Origin of the sequence: Burkholderia cepacia ATCC 25416 (assembly GCF_001411495.1) — a bacterium.
Classification (GTDB): Bacteria; Pseudomonadota; Gammaproteobacteria; order Burkholderiales; family Burkholderiaceae; genus Burkholderia; species Burkholderia cepacia.
In genome coordinates, this window is sequence record NZ_CP012982.1 from 481,874 (window position 1) to 499,611 (window position 17,738).

The window sequence follows — 17,738 nt, forward strand, 5'->3', positions numbered from 1 at the left end:
CAGACAGGACCCACGCCCCAACCATGGTGAGCCTCGATCGTTTCGCCGTTTTCCGTGCCGTGGTCGAAGCCGGTTCGTTCACGGCCGCCGCCACCGCACTGAACCAGGCGCGGGCGGCCGTCAGTTTCAACGTGAAACAGCTCGAAGCCGAGCTCGGCGTCACGCTGCTCACGCGCACGACCCGGCGTGTCGAGCTGACCGACGCCGGCGAGCGCTTCTACCAGCGCTGCCTGCGCGTGCTCGACGAAGCAGAAGGCGCGATCGACGAAGTGCGCGGCGAGCATGGCGGGATGCAGGGCATGCTGCGCGTGACGTCGACCGTCGAGTATGCGGCGCGCGTCCTCGCACCGATGCTGCATGCGTTCACCGCGCAGCATCCCGCGTTACGCGTGCGGCTCGAAACGCATACGTCGCAGGCCGATCTCGTGCGCGACCGCTTCGACGTCGCGATCCGGCTCGGACGCCACGAGCACTTTCGCGACCTGCCCTATCGCGGCATCTGCCTCGCCACCTACGACGTCCTCGCCGTGATGGCGCCCGACCTGCCGGCGAAGGCCGGGCACCCGAAACCGGCGTCGCCCGCCGACCTCGCCCGCCTGCCGCAGCTCGGCCACAGCCGGCTCGAGCGAATCGCCGAATGGACGCTCACCGATCGCGCGGGCAACGAACATGCATTTCGACCGGCCGCGAAGCCTCGCGTCGTCGTCGACAACGCATCGGTGTTGCGTGAACTCGCGCGCCAGGGCAGCGGCGTCGCGCTGCTGCCCGAATGGCTCGTGCGCGACGATCTCGAAAGCGGCACGCTGGTCGATGCGCTGCCCGCGTACCGGTTTCCGCAGCAGAACGTCTACGCGCTGTACGTCGCGACGCGGCACGTGCCGCAGAAAGTGCGCGCGTGGGTGGACTTCATGAAGGCGCGGTTGCAGCACGCGCACTGAGCGCGGTTTGCGTGCGCCGCCGCGCGCGGGCCGTCGTTGCGGAGCCGGCCGTCCGATACGACCGGCTTCCGTTGCCGCGCTTTCGGTACCGCGCGTTCAATACCGACTAGTCAGTGCGGATGCCCGTGCTGCGTGGCCGCCGCATCGACGGCCTCGACCGAGCGCGTCAGCCACGGCCCGATGTCCATCTCCTCGTAGCGCACGAGCCGGCTCTTGCGCGCCCGGCGATATGCCCACCAGATCGCGACGAACAGCGGAATCCACACGTAGATCGACAGCACTTCCATCCAGTCGATGCGGGCCGCGAAGAACGCCTGGTAATCCTGCCCGAGCGAGATCACGATGCAGATCGCGATCGCGAACAGCGGCCCGAACGGGAACCATTTCGCGCGGTACGGCAGCTGGTCGAGCCGGTAGCCCTGCTTCAGGAACCCCTTGCGGAACCGGTAATGGCAGACCGCGATGCCGAGCCACGCGATGAAACCCGTGATGCCGACCGTATTCAGCAGCCACAGATAGATGCTCTGGTTGTTGGTCAGCGACGTGAGAAAGCACAGCCCGCCGACGGCCATCGTCGCGTACAGCGCGTTGCGCGGCACGCCGCCCGGCGACAGCGTCGCGAACATCGCCGGTGCGCGCCCTTCCGCAGCAAGGTTGTACAGCATCCGCGTCGCCGCATAGGTGCCGGAGTTGCCGGCCGACAGCACGGCCGTCAGGATCACGAGATTCATGGCGCCGGCGGCGAGCCGGAAACCCGCATGGCTGAACACCAGCGTGAACGGGCTCACGCCGATGTCGGTCACGTCGCTCTTCAACAGGTTCGGGTCCGTGTACGGCACCAGCAGGCCGATCACGAAGATCGCGAACACGTAGAACAGCATGATCCGCCAGAAAATCTGCTTCACCGCGCGCGGGATCGTCTTGCGCGGATTCTCCGATTCGCCGGCGGTGATCCCGACCAGCTCGGTGCCGAGAAACGAGAATCCCGCGATCAGCGCGACGCTCATCATCGCGTGCACGCCGCCGACAAACGGCGCGTCGCCGGTCGTGAAGTTGCGCAAGCCGACCGGATGCCCGTTCCCGATCAGGCCGGCGGCGATCAGCAGCCCGGCCGCGATGAACGCGACCACGGTCACGACCTTGATCAGCGAGAACCAGTATTCCGATTCGCCGAAGCCGCGCACCGACAGCGTATTCAGCAGGAAGATCAGCACGAGGAAGCCCGCGCCCCACCAGATGCCGGGTATGGTCGGAAACCAGTAGCGCATCACGATCTGCGCGGCGACCAGCTCGATCGCGATCGTCACGGCCCAGCTGTACCAGTAGGTCCAGCCGAGCGCGACGCCGAAGCCTTCGTCGACGTACTTCTCGCCGTAGATCGCAAACGAACCCGATACCGGCATCAGCGCGGCCATCTCGCCGAGGCCCGTAACGACGAAGTACACCATCAGCCCGATCGCGATATACGCGGCGATCGCACCGCCCGGCCCCGCCTGCGCGACCGACGCACCCGACGCGACGAACAGCCCCGTGCCGATCGAGCCGCCGATCGCGATCATCGCGATGTGGCGGCCCTGCAGACGGCGCTTCAGCGTCGTTCCCGACGGCGCGGCCGTCTCCACTGCCGCTTGCATAGCATCCATAGTGTTCACCCTGATTGGATTCGGGCCGGACAATTTGATTCGGAATACAAATCGTCAGGCCCGGTCATTCGCGTCGAAACCGGCCCTTCCCGGCCGGCCGCCTCACACGACGGTGCGCTTGATCGCCTGCAGTTCGGCCGTCGTCACGATCTTCTCGATCCGGAATCGCGGGCTTTCCAGCCACACGTTCGCGATCCGCCGGTACTCGTCGAGATCCTCGCACGCGAGCCGCACGAGAAAATCGAACGTGCCGCTGACGAGCCAGCAATCGAGCACGGCCGGATTCGCACGCATTTCGTCTTCGAACGGCGCCTGCGAACGCCCGTGGTCGGCCAGCACGATCTGCGCGATCACGACGATCGGCTTGGTCACGCGCGGCGCCTTGATCACCGCACGGTAGCCCTCGATCACGCCGAGCGCCTCGAGCCGCTCCACGCGCGCCTGGCAGGGCCGCGGCGTGAGGTTCACGAGCTCCGACAGCTTCCGGTAGGAAATGCGCCCGTCGGTGCGCAGGATGTCGAGGATCCGGAGATCGATCTTGTCGAGCTGCATCTTCTTGTCGGTCATCCGCGTTCGCTCCGGTCGGGTCGTGGCTGGTGCGCGGAACGTTTCCTGTTCCGCGCGGGGGCCACATTATCGGGCCGAAGCGGCCGCGCGCCAATCGGCTAGAACCGCAGCGACAGGCAGGTCAGGCCGCCGTCCATCTTGCGGAACTCGCTCGTATCGATCACGTGCAGCGGCAGCCCGAGCGACGCGATCGCGTCGTGCACGCGCGGGTAGCCGGCCGGCGTGATCAGCGTGCCGTTCACGCGCAGCGTGTTGCCCGCGTATTCGTCGGCGGCTGAGATCGCGATCCGGCGATAGTCGGCGAATGCCGGATGCGCGGCCAGCGCTTCGGTCACGAGCAGCGTGTCGTCGCCGAGCGCGTTGACGACCGACTTCAGATGCAGGCCGGCGCCCACCGGCACCGCGACGACCGAATAGCCGTAGCGCGACACGAGCGCTTCGAATGCGGCAATGCCTTCGGCGTCGGTACGGCCCGTCAGGCCGACGTAGAAGCGCTTGCCGACCAGCATCACGTCGCCGCCGTCGAGCCGGCCGTCCTGCATCGGCAGCAGGTCGCGATGCGCGGCGAGCGCCGCTTCGATGTGCACCGTCTCGCCGCGCCGGGCGGGCGCACCGGGGCGCGTGATCACCGCGAATTCCGGTGTCACGACCGCGACGTCCTCGACGAAGTGCGAATCGGGAAACGCGTCCAGCGGCGGCAGTTCGGTCAGCTCGACGCCGAGCGTGCGCAGCGCGTCGCAGTATGCGTGAAACTGCGTGAGCGTCTTGTCGTAGTCGGGCGCGCCGAGCTCGGCAGTAGTCAGGCCCGCGCCACAGGACGGCGCGGGGCGGCGAACGATCGCTTGCGTGAATTGCATCGACTCCTCCATGGTCAGCGCCACACCCGTGCGGCACACGGGGCGGCTGCGTTGTGTCCGGACCATTATCGGAAGCCAAATTGCGCAATTCGCGTCGATTTCGGCTGCGCAGACAGCCGATTGCGTCGAATTGCACGCAGCCCGCAGCGGATTCGGCAGACGGCCGTTCACCGCGTGGCGAACGGCCGCTTTCCCGTGCGACGCGGGCTAAGCGCCCGGCCCGAACCCCATCTGCGAACGGCCGAGCGCCGAGAGATCGCCCTCCCCGCCCCGTCCGTCGAATTCGACCTCGAAATGGTCGGCCGGGAAATCGGGCGGGCTCTCGCCGCGCAGGAACGCGGCCCGCTGGCGCAGCAGGTACGCGTCGTTCTTCGCGCAACCGGGCGCGGCCGCGATGTACATCACGTTGCTGTCGCCGCTGCCGCGGTGCGCATCCTCGACCGCGTGCACGACGTCGCCATGCCAGAACACCGCGTCGCCCGGCTCCATGTGCGGGATCGGCACCAGCGCATCGAGCAACAGTGCGTGCCATTCGGGCCGGATCGACAGCGCGCGCCCCGGACGCGCGCCGCACAGGTCGTCGTCGGCGACATCGTCCTGCAGCGCGCGCAGCACGACATAGGCCATCGCGTTCGCAACCGGGATCAACTGCAGCGTGCCGTCTCCCGGCCCCTGCGGCGTGAGCGCGGTCCAGCCCTGGAACGTGCGGAACATCGAGCACACGGCCGGCGACGGAATCTCCTCGACGTCCGGACGGAACGCCGCATCGAACGGGTCGTAATCGCGCCAGCGGCCGGCCAGCACGTGACGGTAGACCTGGCGGAAGTTCGCGCCGAGCCAGCGTTCGACGGAACCGCCGTCGACATGCGGCGACAGCCCGAGCGACGTCGAGCCGGGCGGGCGGCGGCGAATCCGGTCCGCATAGGCCGGCACCTGGTCGGGATCGAAGTGCGTACGCCCGCTGTCGGCGTGCCGCCACAGGCGGTTCAGGAACACGCGCGCCTGCGTCAGGGCCGGCGACTGGCGCGCAACCACCTGCGGCTTCGACCAATAAACGCCGTAGATCTGCGGCTTGCCCGACGCAAGGTTGCCGAAATAGCGATCCTCGGCGCGCGCATCGAGCCGCTCGGTGAAGCGGTTCGCGTCCAGGTACGCGCCGATCTCGTCGTTCCAGTCGCGCGCCTGCCGCGCATCGAATACGCGACGAATCACGACCGCGCCATGCGTGCGGATCGCTGCCACCGCGCGCGGATCGACGGTCCCGCCCGCGATGTCCGCGAACGGCACCACCGGAATCACGTCGTGACCATGCGCATGCGCGCGGCGGATCGCGTCGACCTGCCGCGCGATGTCGCCCTCCAGCTCGCGAAACGTGGCCGCATAACCGGACAGGTCGGCGCGCAGCCCCTTTTTCGCGTCGCGAATCGCGGCAGGCAGGTCGTCAATCGTCAATTGCATCGTGGTCTCCTCGCTGACAGGTGTCGTGATGTGCCGTCAGCGTACGGCCGGTGCGCTGCCGAGATCACCGTTATCCGGCCAACTATCGATACAATCCTGACAACCCTGGATCACTCGGGACGATGACAGACCACGCACAGCTTGTTGCCGTCCGGATCGCGGAAATAGGCGCCGTAGTAATCGCGGCGATAGTCCGGCCGCAGGCCCGGCGGCCCTTCGCAGGTGCCGCCGTGGCGCAGCGCGAGCGCGTGGCAGCGATCGACGTGCGCGCGCGTCGGCGCAACGAACGCGATCGTGTGGCCGTTGCCCGGTTCGGGCGCGCGGCCGTCGAGCGGCTGGCCGAAGAAGAACAGCGGCCGGTCGGCGTCGGCCGGCATCCAGCCCGTCCAGCCGTCCGGCTCGCGGAATTTCAGGCGCAGCCCGAGTTCCTCGAACAGCGGCGCGTAGAAATCGTAGGCGCGTGAGGTGTCGCTGACGCCCACGCAAACATGTGAAAACATGGCATTGCTCCGTCGTGACGATCGCCCTCGATCATGCCATGGCGCGATGCCCGCCCTCTCCCGGAGGCCGCGATGAAACCGCAGTACGAGCACGTGACGTTCGCCCCCGGCTGTTCGATCCGCGTCTACCACCGCCAGCTCGCGCGCATTCCGTTCGAATGGCATCGCCATCCCGAGTACGAACTGACGCTGACGCTCAACAGCCGCGGCCGGCGCTTCATCGGCGATCACGTCGCGCACTACGCAGACGACGACCTGGTGCTCGTGCCGCCCAACCTGCCGCATACCTGGTCGTCGAACGCGCGCATCGATCGCGATGCGCCCGAGGTCGCGGTCGTCATCTGGTTCGACGGCGACTGGGTGCGGCGGCTGGCCGACTGCTGCCCCGAATACGCGCCGCTGCGTTCGCTGCTGCGGCGTGCCACACCGGGCCTGCGCTTCGACACGGACACAGCCCGCGCGATGCGGGCGCGGCTGCCGCACTTGCTCGATCCGTCGCCGCGCACCAGGCTCGCGGCCGCGCTCGACACGCTCGCCGATCTCGCGGAAGCCGGCGGCGAGCCGCTCGCCACCGCGCACGCGTACGACCGGAGCGAACGCACGACACCGCGCGCCGATACGGCCGCCCCCGAAGCGGAGCGCCTCGACCGCGTGCTCGACGCGATCGACCGGCACTTCCACGAACCACTGCGCATCGACGCGCTCGCCGCCGCTGCGCACATGTCCGAACGCACGCTGCAGCGCCTGTTCGTCCGGCATCTCGGCGAAAGCGTCGGGCGCTACGTGCAGCGGCTGCGGCTCGCGCACGCGTGCCGTCATCTCGTCGGCACCGACTGGCCGATCGCGACCGTGGCCGCGCGCTGCGGCATTCCGAATGCCGCGAACTTCAACCGCCAGTTCCTCGCCGCACGCGGGATGACGCCCGGCGCCTACCGGCAGTTCTTCGTGCGGCACGGCCATGCGCCCGATGACGACGCGCCCGCACTCGACACACGCCCGCCGTCGCTGGAGCATCGCGCCGATCCGGCGCGCAAATGAAAACACCCCGACGGGATGACCCGTCGGGGTGTCGTGGCGTTGCGATTGCCCGACGCGAGCGGCCTGCCGGCCGTTCGCGCCACACACGGCTTAACGTGCGTTGAGCGGCTTCGCTTCGCGCGGCGTATCGCCGATGAACAGCTGACGCGGACGGCCGATCTTCTGCTCCGGATCGCCGATCATTTCGTTCCACTGTGCGATCCAGCCGACCGTACGTGCCATCGAGAAGATACACGTGAACATCGACGTCGGGATGCCCAGCGCGCGCTGAACGATGCCCGAGTAGAAGTCGACGTTCGGGTACAGCTTGCGCGACACGAAGTATTCGTCTTCCAGTGCGATCTTCTCGAGCTGCATCGCGAGCTTGAACAGCGGGTCGTCGTGCAGGCCCAGTTCGTTCAGCACTTCGTAGCACGTTTCGCGCATCAGCTTCGCACGCGGGTCGTAGTTCTTGTACACGCGGTGACCGAAGCCCATCAGCTTCACGCCCGAATTCTTGTCCTTCACCTGCTTGATGAATTCGGGGATGTTGTCCGGCGAACCGATCTGCTCGAGCATGTTCAGCGCGGCTTCGTTCGCACCACCGTGCGCCGGGCCCCACAGACACGCGATACCGGCCGCGATACATGCGAACGGGTTCGCGCCCGACGAGCCGGCCAGGCGGACGGTCGACGTCGATGCGTTCTGCTCGTGGTCGGCGTGCAGGATCAGGATACGGTCGAGTGCGCGGACGAGCACGTCGTTGACCTTGTACTCTTCGCACGGGTTCGAGAACATCATGTGCATGAAGTTCGCGCTGTACGACAGCGAGTTCTTCGGATACACAAACGGCTGGCCGATGCTGTACTTGTAGGCCATCGCGACGAGCGTCGGCAGCTTCGCGATCATGCGGATCGCCGACACTTCACGGTGACGCGGATCGTTGATGTCGAGCGAGTCGTGGTAGAACGCCGACAGCGCGCCGACTGCGGCGACCAGGATCGCCATCGGGTGCGCGTCGCGGCGGAAGCCACGGAAGAAGAAGTGCATCTGCTCGTGCACCATCGTGTGCTTCGTGACGGTGTCGACGAATTCCTTCTTCTGCGCTGCGTTCGGCAGCTCACCCTTCAGCAGCAGGTAGCAGCTTTCGAGGAAGTCCGCGTTTTGCGCGAGGTTGTCGATCGGGTAGCCGCGGTACAGCAGCTCGCCCTTGTCGCCGTCGATGTACGTGATCGCCGAATTACAAGCTGCCGTCGACATGAAGCCCGGGTCGTACGTGAACTTGCCGGTCTGGCCGTACAGCTTGCGGATGTCGATCACGTCCGGGCCCATCGTGCCCTTGTAGATCGGCATTTCGACGCTCGGAGAGTTGTCGCTGAACGATAGCGTGGCTTTAACATCAGACGGAGTCATGGCACATCCTCAATCGAAATAAAGAAACGGGATTCGATAACGGGCACAACGTGTCACACCTTGGCGTTACACGTTGCGCAGCATCTCCAACAGCCGGTGAATGTCCGGGCTGTCTAGGTCGCCTTCTGGTTCCTTGCGCGCGAGGAGCAAGTCCATCAGGTCGTTGTCGCTCAGATCGAGCAGGCGCGACAACGCGCCTACGTCTGCATCGGTGAGGTCATGCTCGTATCTGCCGAAGAAACGCTCGAATACGATGTCGTTTTCCAGCAGACCCCGCCGCGCGCGCCAGCGAAGGCGCGCGCGACGGTGCGGGTCGGATTGATGCGAATCGTCGCTCATTGCAGCCCGGCCTTAAACCGCGCGGCGGACCATCAGTTCCTTGATCTTGCCGATCGCCTTCGTCGGGTTCAGGCCCTTCGGGCAAACGTCGACGCAGTTCATGATCGTGTGGCAACGGAACAGACGGTACGGGTCTTCCAGGTTGTCGAGACGCTCGCCGGTAGCGGTGTCGCGGCTGTCCGCGATGAAGCGGTAAGCCTGCAGCAGGCCGGCCGGGCCGACGAACTTGTCCGGGTTCCACCAGAAGCTCGGGCACGACGTCGAGCAGCTCGCGCACAGAATGCACTCGTACACGCCGTCGAGCTCGTCGCGTTCTTCCGGCGACTGGAGGCGTTCCTTCTCCGGCGGCGGCGCGTCGTTGATCAGGTACGGCTTGATCGAGTGGTACTGGTTGAAGAAGTGCGTCATGTCGACGATCAGGTCGCGCACGACGGGCAGGCCCGGCAGCGGACGCAGCACGATCTTCTGCGGCAGGTCGTTCAGGTTCGTCAGGCACGCGAGACCGTTCTTGCCGTTGATGTTCATCGCGTCCGAACCGCACACGCCTTCACGGCACGAACGGCGGAACGACAGCGTCTCGTCCAGTGCCTTCAGCTTCACCAGTGCGTCGAGCAGCATGCGCTCATGCTGGATCTCGAGCTCGTACGTCTGCATGCGCGGCGCTGCGTCCTTGTCCGGATCGTAGCGGTAGACTTCAAAAATGCGTTTTGCCATTTCGGATTCCTTTGACTCGGCTTAGAACGTGCGCGGCTTCGGCGGCACGGAGTCGACCGTCAGCGGCTTCATTTGAACCGGCTTGTAGTCGAGGCGATCGCCTTCGCTGTACCACAGCGTGTGGCGCAGCCAGTTCTCGTCGTCGCGGTGTTCGTAGTCGCTGTGTGCGTGCGCGCCACGGCTTTCCTTGCGCGCTTCCGCCGACACCATCGTGGCGCGAGCCACTTCGATCAGGTTCTCCAGCTCGAGCGCTTCGACGCGCGCGGTGTTGAACACCTTCGACTTGTCCTTCAGGTGGATGTTTTCCACGCGCGCCTTCAGGCCGGCCATCTGGTCGACGCCTTCCTTCAGCAGCTCCGACGTGCGGAACACGCCTGCGTGCTTCTGCATCGTCGAACGGATGTCGTTCGCGACGTCCTGCGTGTATTCGCCCGAGGTCGACTTGTCCAGCTTCGCCAGGCGCGCCAGCGAGAATTCGCCTGCATCGGCCGGCAGCGGCTTGTGTTCCTTCTGGTTCTTCACGTGCTCGACGATGTGGTTGCCGGCCGCACGGCCGAACACCACGAGGTCCAGCAGCGAGTTCGTGCCGAGGCGGTTCGCGCCGTGCACGGACACGCACGAGCATTCGCCCACTGCGTAGAAGCCGTTGACCGGATCCTTGTGACCGCGCGACGTGCCGACGACCTGGCCGTGGATGTTGGTCGGGATGCCGCCCATCTGGTAGTGGATCGTCGGGACGACCGGGATCGGTTCCTTGATCGCGTCGACGTTCGCGAACTTCAGCGCGATTTCGCGGATCGACGGCAGACGCTTCATGATCGTCTCGGCGCCGATGTGCGACAGGTCGAGCAGCACGTGATCCTTGTTCGGACCCACGCCGCGGCCTTCCTTGATTTCCTGGTCCATCGAACGCGACACGAAGTCACGCGGCGCCAGATCCTTCAGCGTCGGTGCATAGCGTTCCATGAAGCGCTCGCCGTTCGCGTTGCGCAGGATACCGCCTTCACCACGCACGCCTTCGGTGATCAGCACGCCCGCGCCGGCCACGCCGGTCGGGTGGAACTGCCAGAACTCCATGTCCTGCAGCGCGATGCCCGAACGCGCAGCCATGCCGAGGCCGTCGCCGGTATTGATGAACGCGTTGGTCGATGCCGCGAAGATCCGGCCTGCGCCGCCCGTCGCGAACAGCGTCGTCTTGCCTTCCATGATGTAGACGTCGCCCGTCTCCATCTCGAGGGCCGTCACGCCGAGCACGTCGCCGTCCGCGTCGCGGATCAGGTCGAGCGCCATCCATTCGACGAAGAACTGCGTCTTCGCTTCGACGTTCTGCTGGTACAGCGTGTGCAGCAGCGCGTGACCGGTACGGTCGGCGGCCGCGCATGCGCGCTGGACCGGCTTCTCGCCGTAGTTCGCGGTGTGGCCGCCGAACGGGCGCTGGTAGATCGTGCCGTCCGCGTTGCGGTCGAACGGCATGCCGAAGTGCTCGAGTTCGTACACGACGTTCGGCGCTTCACGGCACATGAACTCGATCGCGTCCTGGTCGCCGAGCCAGTCGGAGCCCTTGATCGTGTCGTAGAAGTGGAAGTGCCAGTTGTCTTCGCTCATGTTGCCGAGCGACGCACCGATACCGCCCTGCGCGGCCACCGTGTGCGAACGCGTCGGGAACACCTTCGACAGCACGCCGACCGACAGGCCCGCGCGCGACAGTTGCAGCGCCGCGCGCAAGCCGGAGCCGCCCGCGCCGACGATCACGACGTCAAACTTGCGGCGCGGGAGATTAGTTTTGATTGCAGCCATTCTTTACACTCTCCAGAGAATCTGCGCGGCGTAGCCCGCACATGCGAGCAGCCAGACGATGGTCAGCGATTGCAGCAGCAGGCGCACACCGACGGGCTTCACGTAGTCCATCCAGATGTCGCGCACGCCGACCCATGCGTGGTAGAAGAGGGAAAGCAGCATCACGAAGGTCGCGAGCTTCATCCATTGCGCGGCGAAGATCGATGCCCAGCCTTCGTACGAGAAATCGTGCGCGCCGAAGAACAGGACGAGCAGAATGACCGTGTAGACCGCCATGATCGTGGCGGTGATGCGCTGCGCAAGCCAGTCGCGCAGGCCGTAATGTGCGCCGACGACGAGGCGCTTCGAGCCGATTCGGTTATTGGCTGCCATTTTCTTAGAATGCTCCGAACAGTTTGAGTGCCATGGCGATCGTCAGGGCGATCGAGACGACAAAGACGACGACTGCCGTCCGCTTGCCGCCTTCCTTCGTGACGGCGTCGTGGTTGACGTCCATCAGCAGGTGGCGAATGCCGGCGCAGAAATGGTGGAAGAAGGCCCACGACAGTGCGAGGACGATCAGCTTGACGATGATGTTGGAGAGGAAAGCCTTGAAGACTTCGAAGCTGAGCTCGGACGTGAGGCTCTGGTCGAAGAGGAACAGCAGGAACGGCAGGAACAAGAACAGCAGCGCGCCGCTGACTCGATGGAGAATCGACAATATCGCCGCCAGCGGCATGCGATATTTCATCGTGATATCGGCGAATCCGATGTTCCGGTATTCCGGCCTCGGCTTTCTTACTGCATCAGTCATGCTAGACCCCTACTATGTTGTCACACTAATCCGCGATTTTAGCGCCTTTTTATATCGCGCTGCAGCGAAAGTCTGCTCTGGATAGTTGCGCGAACTAGAACAAAAGGCGGCCCGAAACGTGCTTCGCGAGCGTGGGAAACGCGAACGCACTCGGCTTGAGCCGAAACTCCGTCAACTCAAGTCATTCTGATAGTAGTACCCGGTTGTGACATACCAGCCGCGACGCACCTCCACCGGCCGGTCACCATATGTATAGGACACGCGCTCGACCGACAGCAACGGAAAACCCGCCGGCACGTGCAGCAGGTCGGCCACCGCCGGCTCCGCCGCCACCGCGCGGATCTTCTCCGTCGCGCGAATCATTCGCGTGCCGAACTCCGTCTCGAACATCGCGTAGAGCGGCCCCTTGTACTCGCTCAGCCGCTCGAACGTGAGCCCGCGGAACATCGCGCCCGGCAGCCAGATCTCGTCGAGCACCGTCACTTCGTTCTCGAACTCCAGCAGCCGGCGCACCTGCACGACCGGATCGGCCGGCTTCAGGTCGAGCTGCCGCGCGATCTCGGCCGGCGCGCGCAGGCGCCGGCATTCGAGCAGGCGGCTCACGTGCGGATGCTCGGCACCGTCGTCGGCCAGCAGGCGCAGGAAGCGGAACTGCGCGCGATCTTCATTGTGCGTCGCAACAAAAGTACCCTTGCCCTGCCGCCGGACCACGAGGTTTTCCGCGGCCAGTTCGTCGATCGCCTTGCGGACGGTGCCCTGGCTGACCTTGTAGCGGGCCGCGAGCTCCACCTCGCTCGGGATGATCTCGCCCGGCTTCCATTCACCGGATTCGAGACTTTGCGTGATCAATGACTTAATCTGCTGGTATAACGGGCTGAACGTCGGCGACGGCGGCGCCGCAGGCGAAGGTGCGGGATCGCTCGCGCCCGGCTGCCCTGGGCCGCCTGCGCCGGTCTGATTCGCGGTATTCGCCTGGTTCGATGTCATGGCGCGCATTTCATCACAAACCGCACTTTTTCGTCCACTCAATTTCCGCAAAACATCTGTCTTATATAAGACATATGATACCGTTTGACTTTGCGCGTGACGGCTCCTACACTCCCGGTCGAGCAAGGGTTCGCGGGTGCAAAAGCGCGTCCCCGGCTACGTGCCACGGCCGTCTCCAGGTTCACCGCGTCTGCCATCGCGAGTCCTCCGCCCTGCTTCAATGCAACGCTACGCACAACGCGCATAGAATGGCGTTTTCGCTAGCGTCCAACGCTTCACCCGTCCTGGAGATTTTCAATGGCTAAGCCCGCAAAGCGCGTTGCCGTCACCGGCGCCGCAGGTCAAATCGCTTACTCCCTGCTGTTCCGCATCGCGAACGGCGACCTGCTCGGCAAGGACCAGCCGGTCATCCTGCAACTGCTCGACCTCCCGCAAGCCCAAGCCGCCGTCAAAGGCGTCGTGATGGAACTCGACGATTGCGCGTTCCCGCTGCTGGCGGGCGTCGTGATCACCGACGATCCGAAGGTCGCATTCAAGGATGCCGACGTCGCACTGCTGGTCGGCGCACGTCCGCGCTCGAAGGGCATGGAGCGCAAGGACCTGCTGTCGGCGAACGCCGAAATCTTCACGGTTCAGGGTGCTGCGCTGAACGAAGTCGCCAGCCGCGACGTGAAGGTCCTGGTCGTCGGCAACCCGGCGAACACGAACGCATACATCGCGATGAAGTCGGCGCCGGATCTGCCGAAGAAGAACTTCACGGCAATGCTGCGCCTCGACCACAACCGCGCGCTGTCGCAGCTCGCAGCGAAGTCGGGCAAACCGGTCGCATCGATCGAGAAGCTCGCCGTGTGGGGCAACCACTCGCCGACGATGTACCCCGACTTCCGCTTCGCGACCGCCGAAGGCGAATCGCTGCTGAAGCTGATCAACGACGACGTGTGGAACCGCGACACGTTCATCCCGACCGTCGGCAAGCGCGGCGCGGCGATCATCGAAGCGCGCGGCCTGTCGTCGGCGGCGTCGGCAGCCAACGCGGCGATCGACCACGTGCGTGACTGGGTCCTCGGCACGAACGGCAAGTGGGTCACGATGGGCATCCCGTCGGACGGCTCGTACGGCATCCCCGAAGACATCATCTACGGCGTGCCGGTCGTGTGCGAAAACGGCGAGTACAAGCGCATCGAAGGCCTGGAAATCGACGCCTTCTCGCGCGAGAAGATGGACGGCACGCTGGCCGAGCTGCTCGAAGAGCGCGATGGCGTTGCCCACCTGCTGAAGAACTAAGCATCACGTGCCTTTGCCGGGCGGCTTTCGGGCCGCCCGGTTCCGGCCCGGGCCGGCGCCAGCCGCCGGCCCTGCCGAACGATCCGATCCGCGCCCGTTTTGCCGCCCCGCGCCCGCCGCGCACCGGCCCAGAACGCGCCCGAATCCGATTTTCTCCACGTTGACCCGCTTCCCTGACGTAGACGAGATGGCTGCGCTCACTCCTGCACAAGTGCTGTACGACGGGGCGTCCCCGCCCGCGGTCCTGCCCTGTTGCGATCACTACGCGGGCAGCGAAAAGCTGATGCGCAAGTCGCTCGCGCTGCAGGCCGAAACGGGCCCCGTGTTCGACATCACGCTCGACTGCGAAGACGGCGCGGCCGTCGGCCAGGAAGCCGCGCACGCGGCACTCGTCGCCGACATGCTCGGCAGCGACGAAAACCGCTTCGGCCGCGTCGGCGTCCGCATCCACGACTTTTCCCATCCGCACTGGCGCGACGACGTGCGCATCGTGCTGCGCGCGTCGCGCGCACCCGCCTACATCACGCTCCCGAAGATCGCGAGTGCCGCCGACGCAGCCGAAATGACCGCGTTCATCGAAGGCACGCGCCGCGAGCTCGGCATCGCGCAGCCGATCCCGGTCGACGTGCTGGTCGAGACGCACGGCGCGCTCGCGCAGGCGGCCGCCCTCGCCGCGCTGCCGACGGTCGGCACGCTGAGCTTCGGGCTGATGGATTTCGTCTCCGCGCACCATGGCGCGATTCCCGATGCCGCGATGCGCTCGCCCGGCCAGTTCGAGCACCCGCTCGTGCGCCGCGCGAAGCTGGAAATCGCCGCGGCCTGCCACGCGCACGGCAAGACGCCGTCGCACAACGTGACGACCGAGGTGCGCGACATGAGCGTCGTCGCCGCCGATGCACGCCGCGCGCGCGACGAATTCGCCTTCACGCGGATGTGGAGCATCCACCCCGCGCAGATCCGCCCGATCGTCGACGCATTCGCGCCGCGTACCGACGAGGTCGCGCTGGCCGCCGAGATCCTGCTGGCCGCGCAGGCCGCCGACTGGGGGCCGACGCGCCACGGTGATACGCTGCACGATCGCGCGAGCTACCGGTATTACTGGTCGGTGCTGCGCCGCGCGCGGGCCACCGGCCAGCCCGTACCGGCCGAGGCCGCGCCGCTGTTCGGCCCGGCCGCCGCGGGCAGCGCGCCGTAAGCGCGCGGCGCCGGCCGATACACGAGTTTCATGCATTCGACGACACGCGAACCGGATAGAGGTTTGCGAAACGACAAAAAACGTAACGGAGCCCGAAAACCTGATATGTACGCGGCCAAATAGGTGAAAATAGCGGCCGCTGCGCGCTTTCGGGGCGCGTGCAGTTTCAAACCGGCCGGCAATTCGATTGCCGGCCCTTGTCAACTGATTATCGAAAGGTTCTGACTCCATGAAGAAACTCCTGATCGCTACCGCCATCGGCGCCTTGTCCGCCACGATGCTGGTGTCGGCTCCGAGCGCGTTTGCCCAGGGTACGACCACCACGACCGCGAAGAAGGCAACGGCCAAGCGCCCGGCGCCGGCCAAGCGCATCATCCCGCGCAGCAAGAAGGCACAGGCACGCGCCGCAGCCAAGGTCGATCCGGTACCGGACGGCGCGGTCAAGTGGTCCTGCAAGGAAGGTCTGTCGTTCGACCTCGCCGGCGACATGAAGCGCGACCAGGTGGTCACGGTTCACTGGGCGAAGAAGAACTACAAGCTGCCGCGTCAGGCCACGACGACGGGCGCGGACACGTTCTACGATCCGGCAGCAGGCTTCAAGCTGATCGTGATCCCGACCAAGGCGATGCTGTTCTCCGACGCAAACGGCGGCGAGCGCCTCGCGGACGAATGCGTGACGCCGGAAATGGCACAAGGCACGCCGGCACCGACGCAGTCGAACGAGCTGAAGCCGGCAACGAACTAAGCGCGTTCCCATCGGCCCCTCGATGTCCGCCCCGGTCTCCAACGTCCGCCCTGCTCCGGATACGGTACTCGTCGATATCGTCGACTACGTGCTGAATGCCGGCATCGACAGCGCGCTCGCGCTGGAGACGGCGCGTCATTGCCTGATCGACACGCTCGGATGCGGACTCGAGGCGCTGTCCTACCCTGCCTGCACCAAGCTGCTCGGCCCCGTCGTGCCCGGCACGATCGTGCCGAACGGCGCGAAGGTGCCCGGCACGTCCTTCCAGCTCGATCCCGTCCAGGCCGCGTTCGGCATCGGCGCGATGATCCGCTGGCTGGACTTCAACGACACCTGGCTCGCCGCCGAATGGGGCCATCCGTCCGACAACCTCGGCGGCATCCTGGCGACGGCCGACTGGCTCTCCCGCACGGCCGTCGCGGCCGGCAGGAAGCCGCTCACGATGCGCGACGTGCTGGTCGCGATGATCCAGGCCCACGAGATCCAGGGCTGCCTCGCACTCGAGAATTCGTTCAATGCGGTCGGGCTCGACCACGTGCTGCTCGTGAAGGTCGCATCGACGGCCGTCGTCGGCCGGCTGCTCGGGCTCACGCGCGACGAGCTGATCAACGCGGTGTCCAACGCGTTCGTCGACGGCCAGGCGCTGCGCACCTACCGCCACGCGCCGAACACGGGCTCGCGCAAATCATGGGCGGCCGGCGACGCGACCTCCCGCGCGGTGCGCCTCGCGCTGATCGCGAAAACGGGTGAAATGGGCTACCCGTCGGCACTCACCGCAAAGACCTGGGGCTTCTACGACGTGCTGTTCGACGGCAAGCCGTTCCGCTTCCAGCGCCCGTACGGCACGTACGTGATGGAAAACGTGCTGTTCAAGATCGCGTTCCCTGCCGAGTTCCACGCGCAGACGGCCGCCGAGGCCGCGCTGCAGCTGCATGCGCAGCTCGCCGCCGCGGGCCGCACGACCGACGACATCAGCCGGATCACGATCCGCACGCATGCGGCCGCGATCCGCATCATCGACAAGCAGGGTCCGCTCGCCAATCCGGCCGACCGCGACCACTGCATCCAGTACATGGTCGCCGTGCCGCTGCTGTTCGGCCGGCTGACCGCGGCCGATTACGAAGACGCGGCCGCCGCCGATCCCCGCATCGACGCGCTGCGCGCGAAAACGGTGTGCGTCGAGGATCCGCAGTTCACGAAGGATTACCACGACCCGGACAAGCGCTCGATCGCGAATGCACTGACGATCGAGTTCACGGACGGGTCGAAACTTGCCGAAGTGGCGGTCGAATACCCGCTCGGCCATCGGCGGCGGCGTGCGGAAGGCATCCCGCTCCTGGTCGAGAAGTTCAGGACCAACCTTGCCCGCCGCTTCCCGGCAAAGCAGCAACAAGCGATTCTCGACGTGTCGCTGGACCAGGCAAAGCTCGAAGCGATGCCGGTCGATGAGTACGTCGACTTGTATGTGATATAGCCGTCAGATACAGGACT

Annotated in this window: 18 protein-coding genes; 6 read left to right on the forward strand and 12 right to left on the reverse strand. The window is 65.9% G+C overall.

What is annotated here, in order from left to right; genetic code table 11:
* Positions 1 to 23: 23 nt before the first annotated feature.
* Positions 24 to 938, forward strand: coding sequence for a LysR family transcriptional regulator (locus tag APZ15_RS19555; RefSeq protein WP_027791129.1), 915 nt, complete (start codon positions 24 to 26; stop codon positions 936 to 938).
* 110 nt (positions 939 to 1,048) lie between these two features.
* Here APZ15_RS19555 and APZ15_RS19560 read toward each other — a convergent pair whose 3' ends face one another.
* The 5 genes from APZ15_RS19560 to APZ15_RS19580 all read right to left on the reverse strand — a co-directional run bounded on the left by APZ15_RS19560 (position 1,049) and on the right by APZ15_RS19580 (position 5,963).
* A complete protein-coding gene (locus APZ15_RS19560; RefSeq protein WP_027791128.1) occupies positions 1,049 to 2,581 on the reverse strand; it encodes an amino acid permease in 1,533 nt (510 codons plus the stop codon).
* Between the two features lie 102 nt (positions 2,582 to 2,683).
* Positions 2,684 to 3,148: an Lrp/AsnC family transcriptional regulator gene (locus tag APZ15_RS19565; protein ID WP_027791127.1), complete on the reverse strand. Its 465-nt coding sequence runs from the start codon at positions 3,146 to 3,148 to the stop codon at positions 2,684 to 2,686.
* Positions 3,149 to 3,246: 98 nt separating this feature from the next.
* Positions 3,247 to 4,005 (reverse strand): dimethylarginine dimethylaminohydrolase family protein, encoded by a 759-nt coding sequence (locus APZ15_RS19570; RefSeq protein ID WP_027791126.1) that lies wholly within the window; start codon positions 4,003 to 4,005, stop codon positions 3,247 to 3,249.
* A 207-nt stretch (positions 4,006 to 4,212) separates the two neighbouring features.
* Complete coding sequence (locus APZ15_RS19575; protein WP_027791125.1) at positions 4,213 to 5,463, reverse strand: DUF1479 domain-containing protein; 1,251 nt, start codon at positions 5,461 to 5,463, stop codon at positions 4,213 to 4,215.
* Positions 5,464 to 5,573: 110 nt separating this feature from the next.
* Entirely contained in the window at positions 5,574 to 5,963 is a 390-nt protein-coding gene (locus APZ15_RS19580; RefSeq protein ID WP_027791124.1) for a VOC family protein, read from the reverse strand.
* Positions 5,964 to 6,035: 72 nt separating this feature from the next.
* On the opposite strand from APZ15_RS19580, the gene APZ15_RS19585 reads away from it, so the two are divergent.
* Positions 6,036 to 7,001 carry a helix-turn-helix domain-containing protein gene (locus tag APZ15_RS19585; RefSeq protein ID WP_027791123.1) on the forward strand — a complete coding sequence of 322 codons (966 nt, stop codon included), beginning with the start codon at positions 6,036 to 6,038 and terminating at the stop codon, positions 6,999 to 7,001.
* A 90-nt stretch (positions 7,002 to 7,091) separates the two neighbouring features.
* Here APZ15_RS19585 and gltA read toward each other — a convergent pair whose 3' ends face one another.
* The 7 genes from gltA to APZ15_RS19620 form a co-directional block, all read right to left on the reverse strand.
* A complete protein-coding gene (gene gltA, locus APZ15_RS19590; RefSeq protein WP_027791122.1) occupies positions 7,092 to 8,393 on the reverse strand; it encodes a citrate synthase in 1,302 nt (433 codons plus the stop codon).
* A 66-nt stretch (positions 8,394 to 8,459) separates the two neighbouring features.
* Positions 8,460 to 8,732, reverse strand: coding sequence for an FAD assembly factor SdhE (locus tag APZ15_RS19595; RefSeq protein WP_011548107.1), 273 nt, complete (start codon positions 8,730 to 8,732; stop codon positions 8,460 to 8,462).
* 12 nt (positions 8,733 to 8,744) lie between these two features.
* On the reverse strand, positions 8,745 to 9,446 hold the full coding sequence (locus APZ15_RS19600; protein ID WP_006479352.1) for a succinate dehydrogenase iron-sulfur subunit: 702 nt from the start codon (positions 9,444 to 9,446) through the stop codon (positions 8,745 to 8,747).
* A 21-nt stretch (positions 9,447 to 9,467) separates the two neighbouring features.
* Positions 9,468 to 11,243, reverse strand: coding sequence for a succinate dehydrogenase flavoprotein subunit (gene sdhA, locus APZ15_RS19605; protein ID WP_027791121.1), 1,776 nt, complete (start codon positions 11,241 to 11,243; stop codon positions 9,468 to 9,470).
* Between the two features lie 3 nt (positions 11,244 to 11,246).
* On the reverse strand, positions 11,247 to 11,615 hold the full coding sequence (sdhD, locus tag APZ15_RS19610; RefSeq protein WP_011355745.1) for a succinate dehydrogenase, hydrophobic membrane anchor protein: 369 nt from the start codon (positions 11,613 to 11,615) through the stop codon (positions 11,247 to 11,249).
* A gap of 4 nt (positions 11,616 to 11,619) precedes the next feature.
* Positions 11,620 to 12,036, reverse strand: a complete 417-nt coding sequence (gene sdhC, locus APZ15_RS19615) for a succinate dehydrogenase, cytochrome b556 subunit (protein ID WP_021158703.1) — start codon at positions 12,034 to 12,036, stop codon at positions 11,620 to 11,622.
* Between the two features lie 171 nt (positions 12,037 to 12,207).
* Entirely contained in the window at positions 12,208 to 13,032 is an 825-nt protein-coding gene (locus APZ15_RS19620; protein ID WP_034196031.1) for a GntR family transcriptional regulator, read from the reverse strand.
* A 288-nt stretch (positions 13,033 to 13,320) separates the two neighbouring features.
* Between APZ15_RS19620 and APZ15_RS19625 the strand changes: the two genes are divergently transcribed.
* The 4 genes from APZ15_RS19625 to APZ15_RS19640 all read left to right on the forward strand — a co-directional run bounded on the left by APZ15_RS19625 (position 13,321) and on the right by APZ15_RS19640 (position 17,721).
* A complete protein-coding gene (locus tag APZ15_RS19625; RefSeq protein WP_027791119.1) occupies positions 13,321 to 14,307 on the forward strand; it encodes a malate dehydrogenase in 987 nt (328 codons plus the stop codon).
* A 187-nt stretch (positions 14,308 to 14,494) separates the two neighbouring features.
* Positions 14,495 to 15,502, forward strand: a complete 1,008-nt coding sequence (locus APZ15_RS19630; RefSeq protein WP_027791118.1) for an HpcH/HpaI aldolase/citrate lyase family protein — start codon at positions 14,495 to 14,497, stop codon at positions 15,500 to 15,502.
* Positions 15,503 to 15,731: 229 nt separating this feature from the next.
* A complete protein-coding gene (locus tag APZ15_RS19635; protein ID WP_027791117.1) occupies positions 15,732 to 16,247 on the forward strand; it encodes a hypothetical protein in 516 nt (171 codons plus the stop codon).
* 22 nt (positions 16,248 to 16,269) lie between these two features.
* Entirely contained in the window at positions 16,270 to 17,721 is a 1,452-nt protein-coding gene (locus APZ15_RS19640; protein ID WP_027791116.1) for a bifunctional 2-methylcitrate dehydratase/aconitate hydratase, read from the forward strand.
* Positions 17,722 to 17,738 lie beyond the last annotated feature (17 nt).

What these genes read in the sequence shown, in the direction of transcription:
- APZ15_RS19555 (WP_027791129.1), top strand. Translation starts at nt 24, where the DNA reads ATGGTGAGCCTCGATCGTTTCGCCGTTTTCCGTGCCGTGGTCGAAGCC.
- APZ15_RS19560 (WP_027791128.1), bottom strand. Translation starts at nt 2,581, where the DNA reads ATGGATGCTATGCAAGCGGCAGTGGAGACGGCCGCGCCGTCGGGAACG.
- APZ15_RS19565 (WP_027791127.1), bottom strand. Translation starts at nt 3,148, where the DNA reads ATGACCGACAAGAAGATGCAGCTCGACAAGATCGATCTCCGGATCCTC.
- APZ15_RS19570 (WP_027791126.1), bottom strand. Translation starts at nt 4,005, where the DNA reads ATGCAATTCACGCAAGCGATCGTTCGCCGCCCCGCGCCGTCCTGTGGC.
- APZ15_RS19575 (WP_027791125.1), bottom strand. Translation starts at nt 5,463, where the DNA reads ATGCAATTGACGATTGACGACCTGCCTGCCGCGATTCGCGACGCGAAA.
- APZ15_RS19580 (WP_027791124.1), bottom strand. Translation starts at nt 5,963, where the DNA reads ATGTTTTCACATGTTTGCGTGGGCGTCAGCGACACCTCACGCGCCTAC.
- APZ15_RS19585 (WP_027791123.1), top strand. Translation starts at nt 6,036, where the DNA reads ATGAAACCGCAGTACGAGCACGTGACGTTCGCCCCCGGCTGTTCGATC.
- gltA (WP_027791122.1), bottom strand. Translation starts at nt 8,393, where the DNA reads ATGACTCCGTCTGATGTTAAAGCCACGCTATCGTTCAGCGACAACTCT.
- APZ15_RS19595 (WP_011548107.1), bottom strand. Translation starts at nt 8,732, where the DNA reads ATGAGCGACGATTCGCATCAATCCGACCCGCACCGTCGCGCGCGCCTT.
- APZ15_RS19600 (WP_006479352.1), bottom strand. Translation starts at nt 9,446, where the DNA reads ATGGCAAAACGCATTTTTGAAGTCTACCGCTACGATCCGGACAAGGAC.
- sdhA (WP_027791121.1), bottom strand. Translation starts at nt 11,243, where the DNA reads ATGGCTGCAATCAAAACTAATCTCCCGCGCCGCAAGTTTGACGTCGTG.
- sdhD (WP_011355745.1), bottom strand. Translation starts at nt 11,615, where the DNA reads ATGGCAGCCAATAACCGAATCGGCTCGAAGCGCCTCGTCGTCGGCGCA.
- sdhC (WP_021158703.1), bottom strand. Translation starts at nt 12,036, where the DNA reads ATGACTGATGCAGTAAGAAAGCCGAGGCCGGAATACCGGAACATCGGA.
- APZ15_RS19620 (WP_034196031.1), bottom strand. Translation starts at nt 13,032, where the DNA reads ATGCGCGCCATGACATCGAACCAGGCGAATACCGCGAATCAGACCGGC.
- APZ15_RS19625 (WP_027791119.1), top strand. Translation starts at nt 13,321, where the DNA reads ATGGCTAAGCCCGCAAAGCGCGTTGCCGTCACCGGCGCCGCAGGTCAA.
- APZ15_RS19630 (WP_027791118.1), top strand. Translation starts at nt 14,495, where the DNA reads ATGGCTGCGCTCACTCCTGCACAAGTGCTGTACGACGGGGCGTCCCCG.
- APZ15_RS19635 (WP_027791117.1), top strand. Translation starts at nt 15,732, where the DNA reads ATGAAGAAACTCCTGATCGCTACCGCCATCGGCGCCTTGTCCGCCACG.
- APZ15_RS19640 (WP_027791116.1), top strand. Translation starts at nt 16,270, where the DNA reads ATGTCCGCCCCGGTCTCCAACGTCCGCCCTGCTCCGGATACGGTACTC.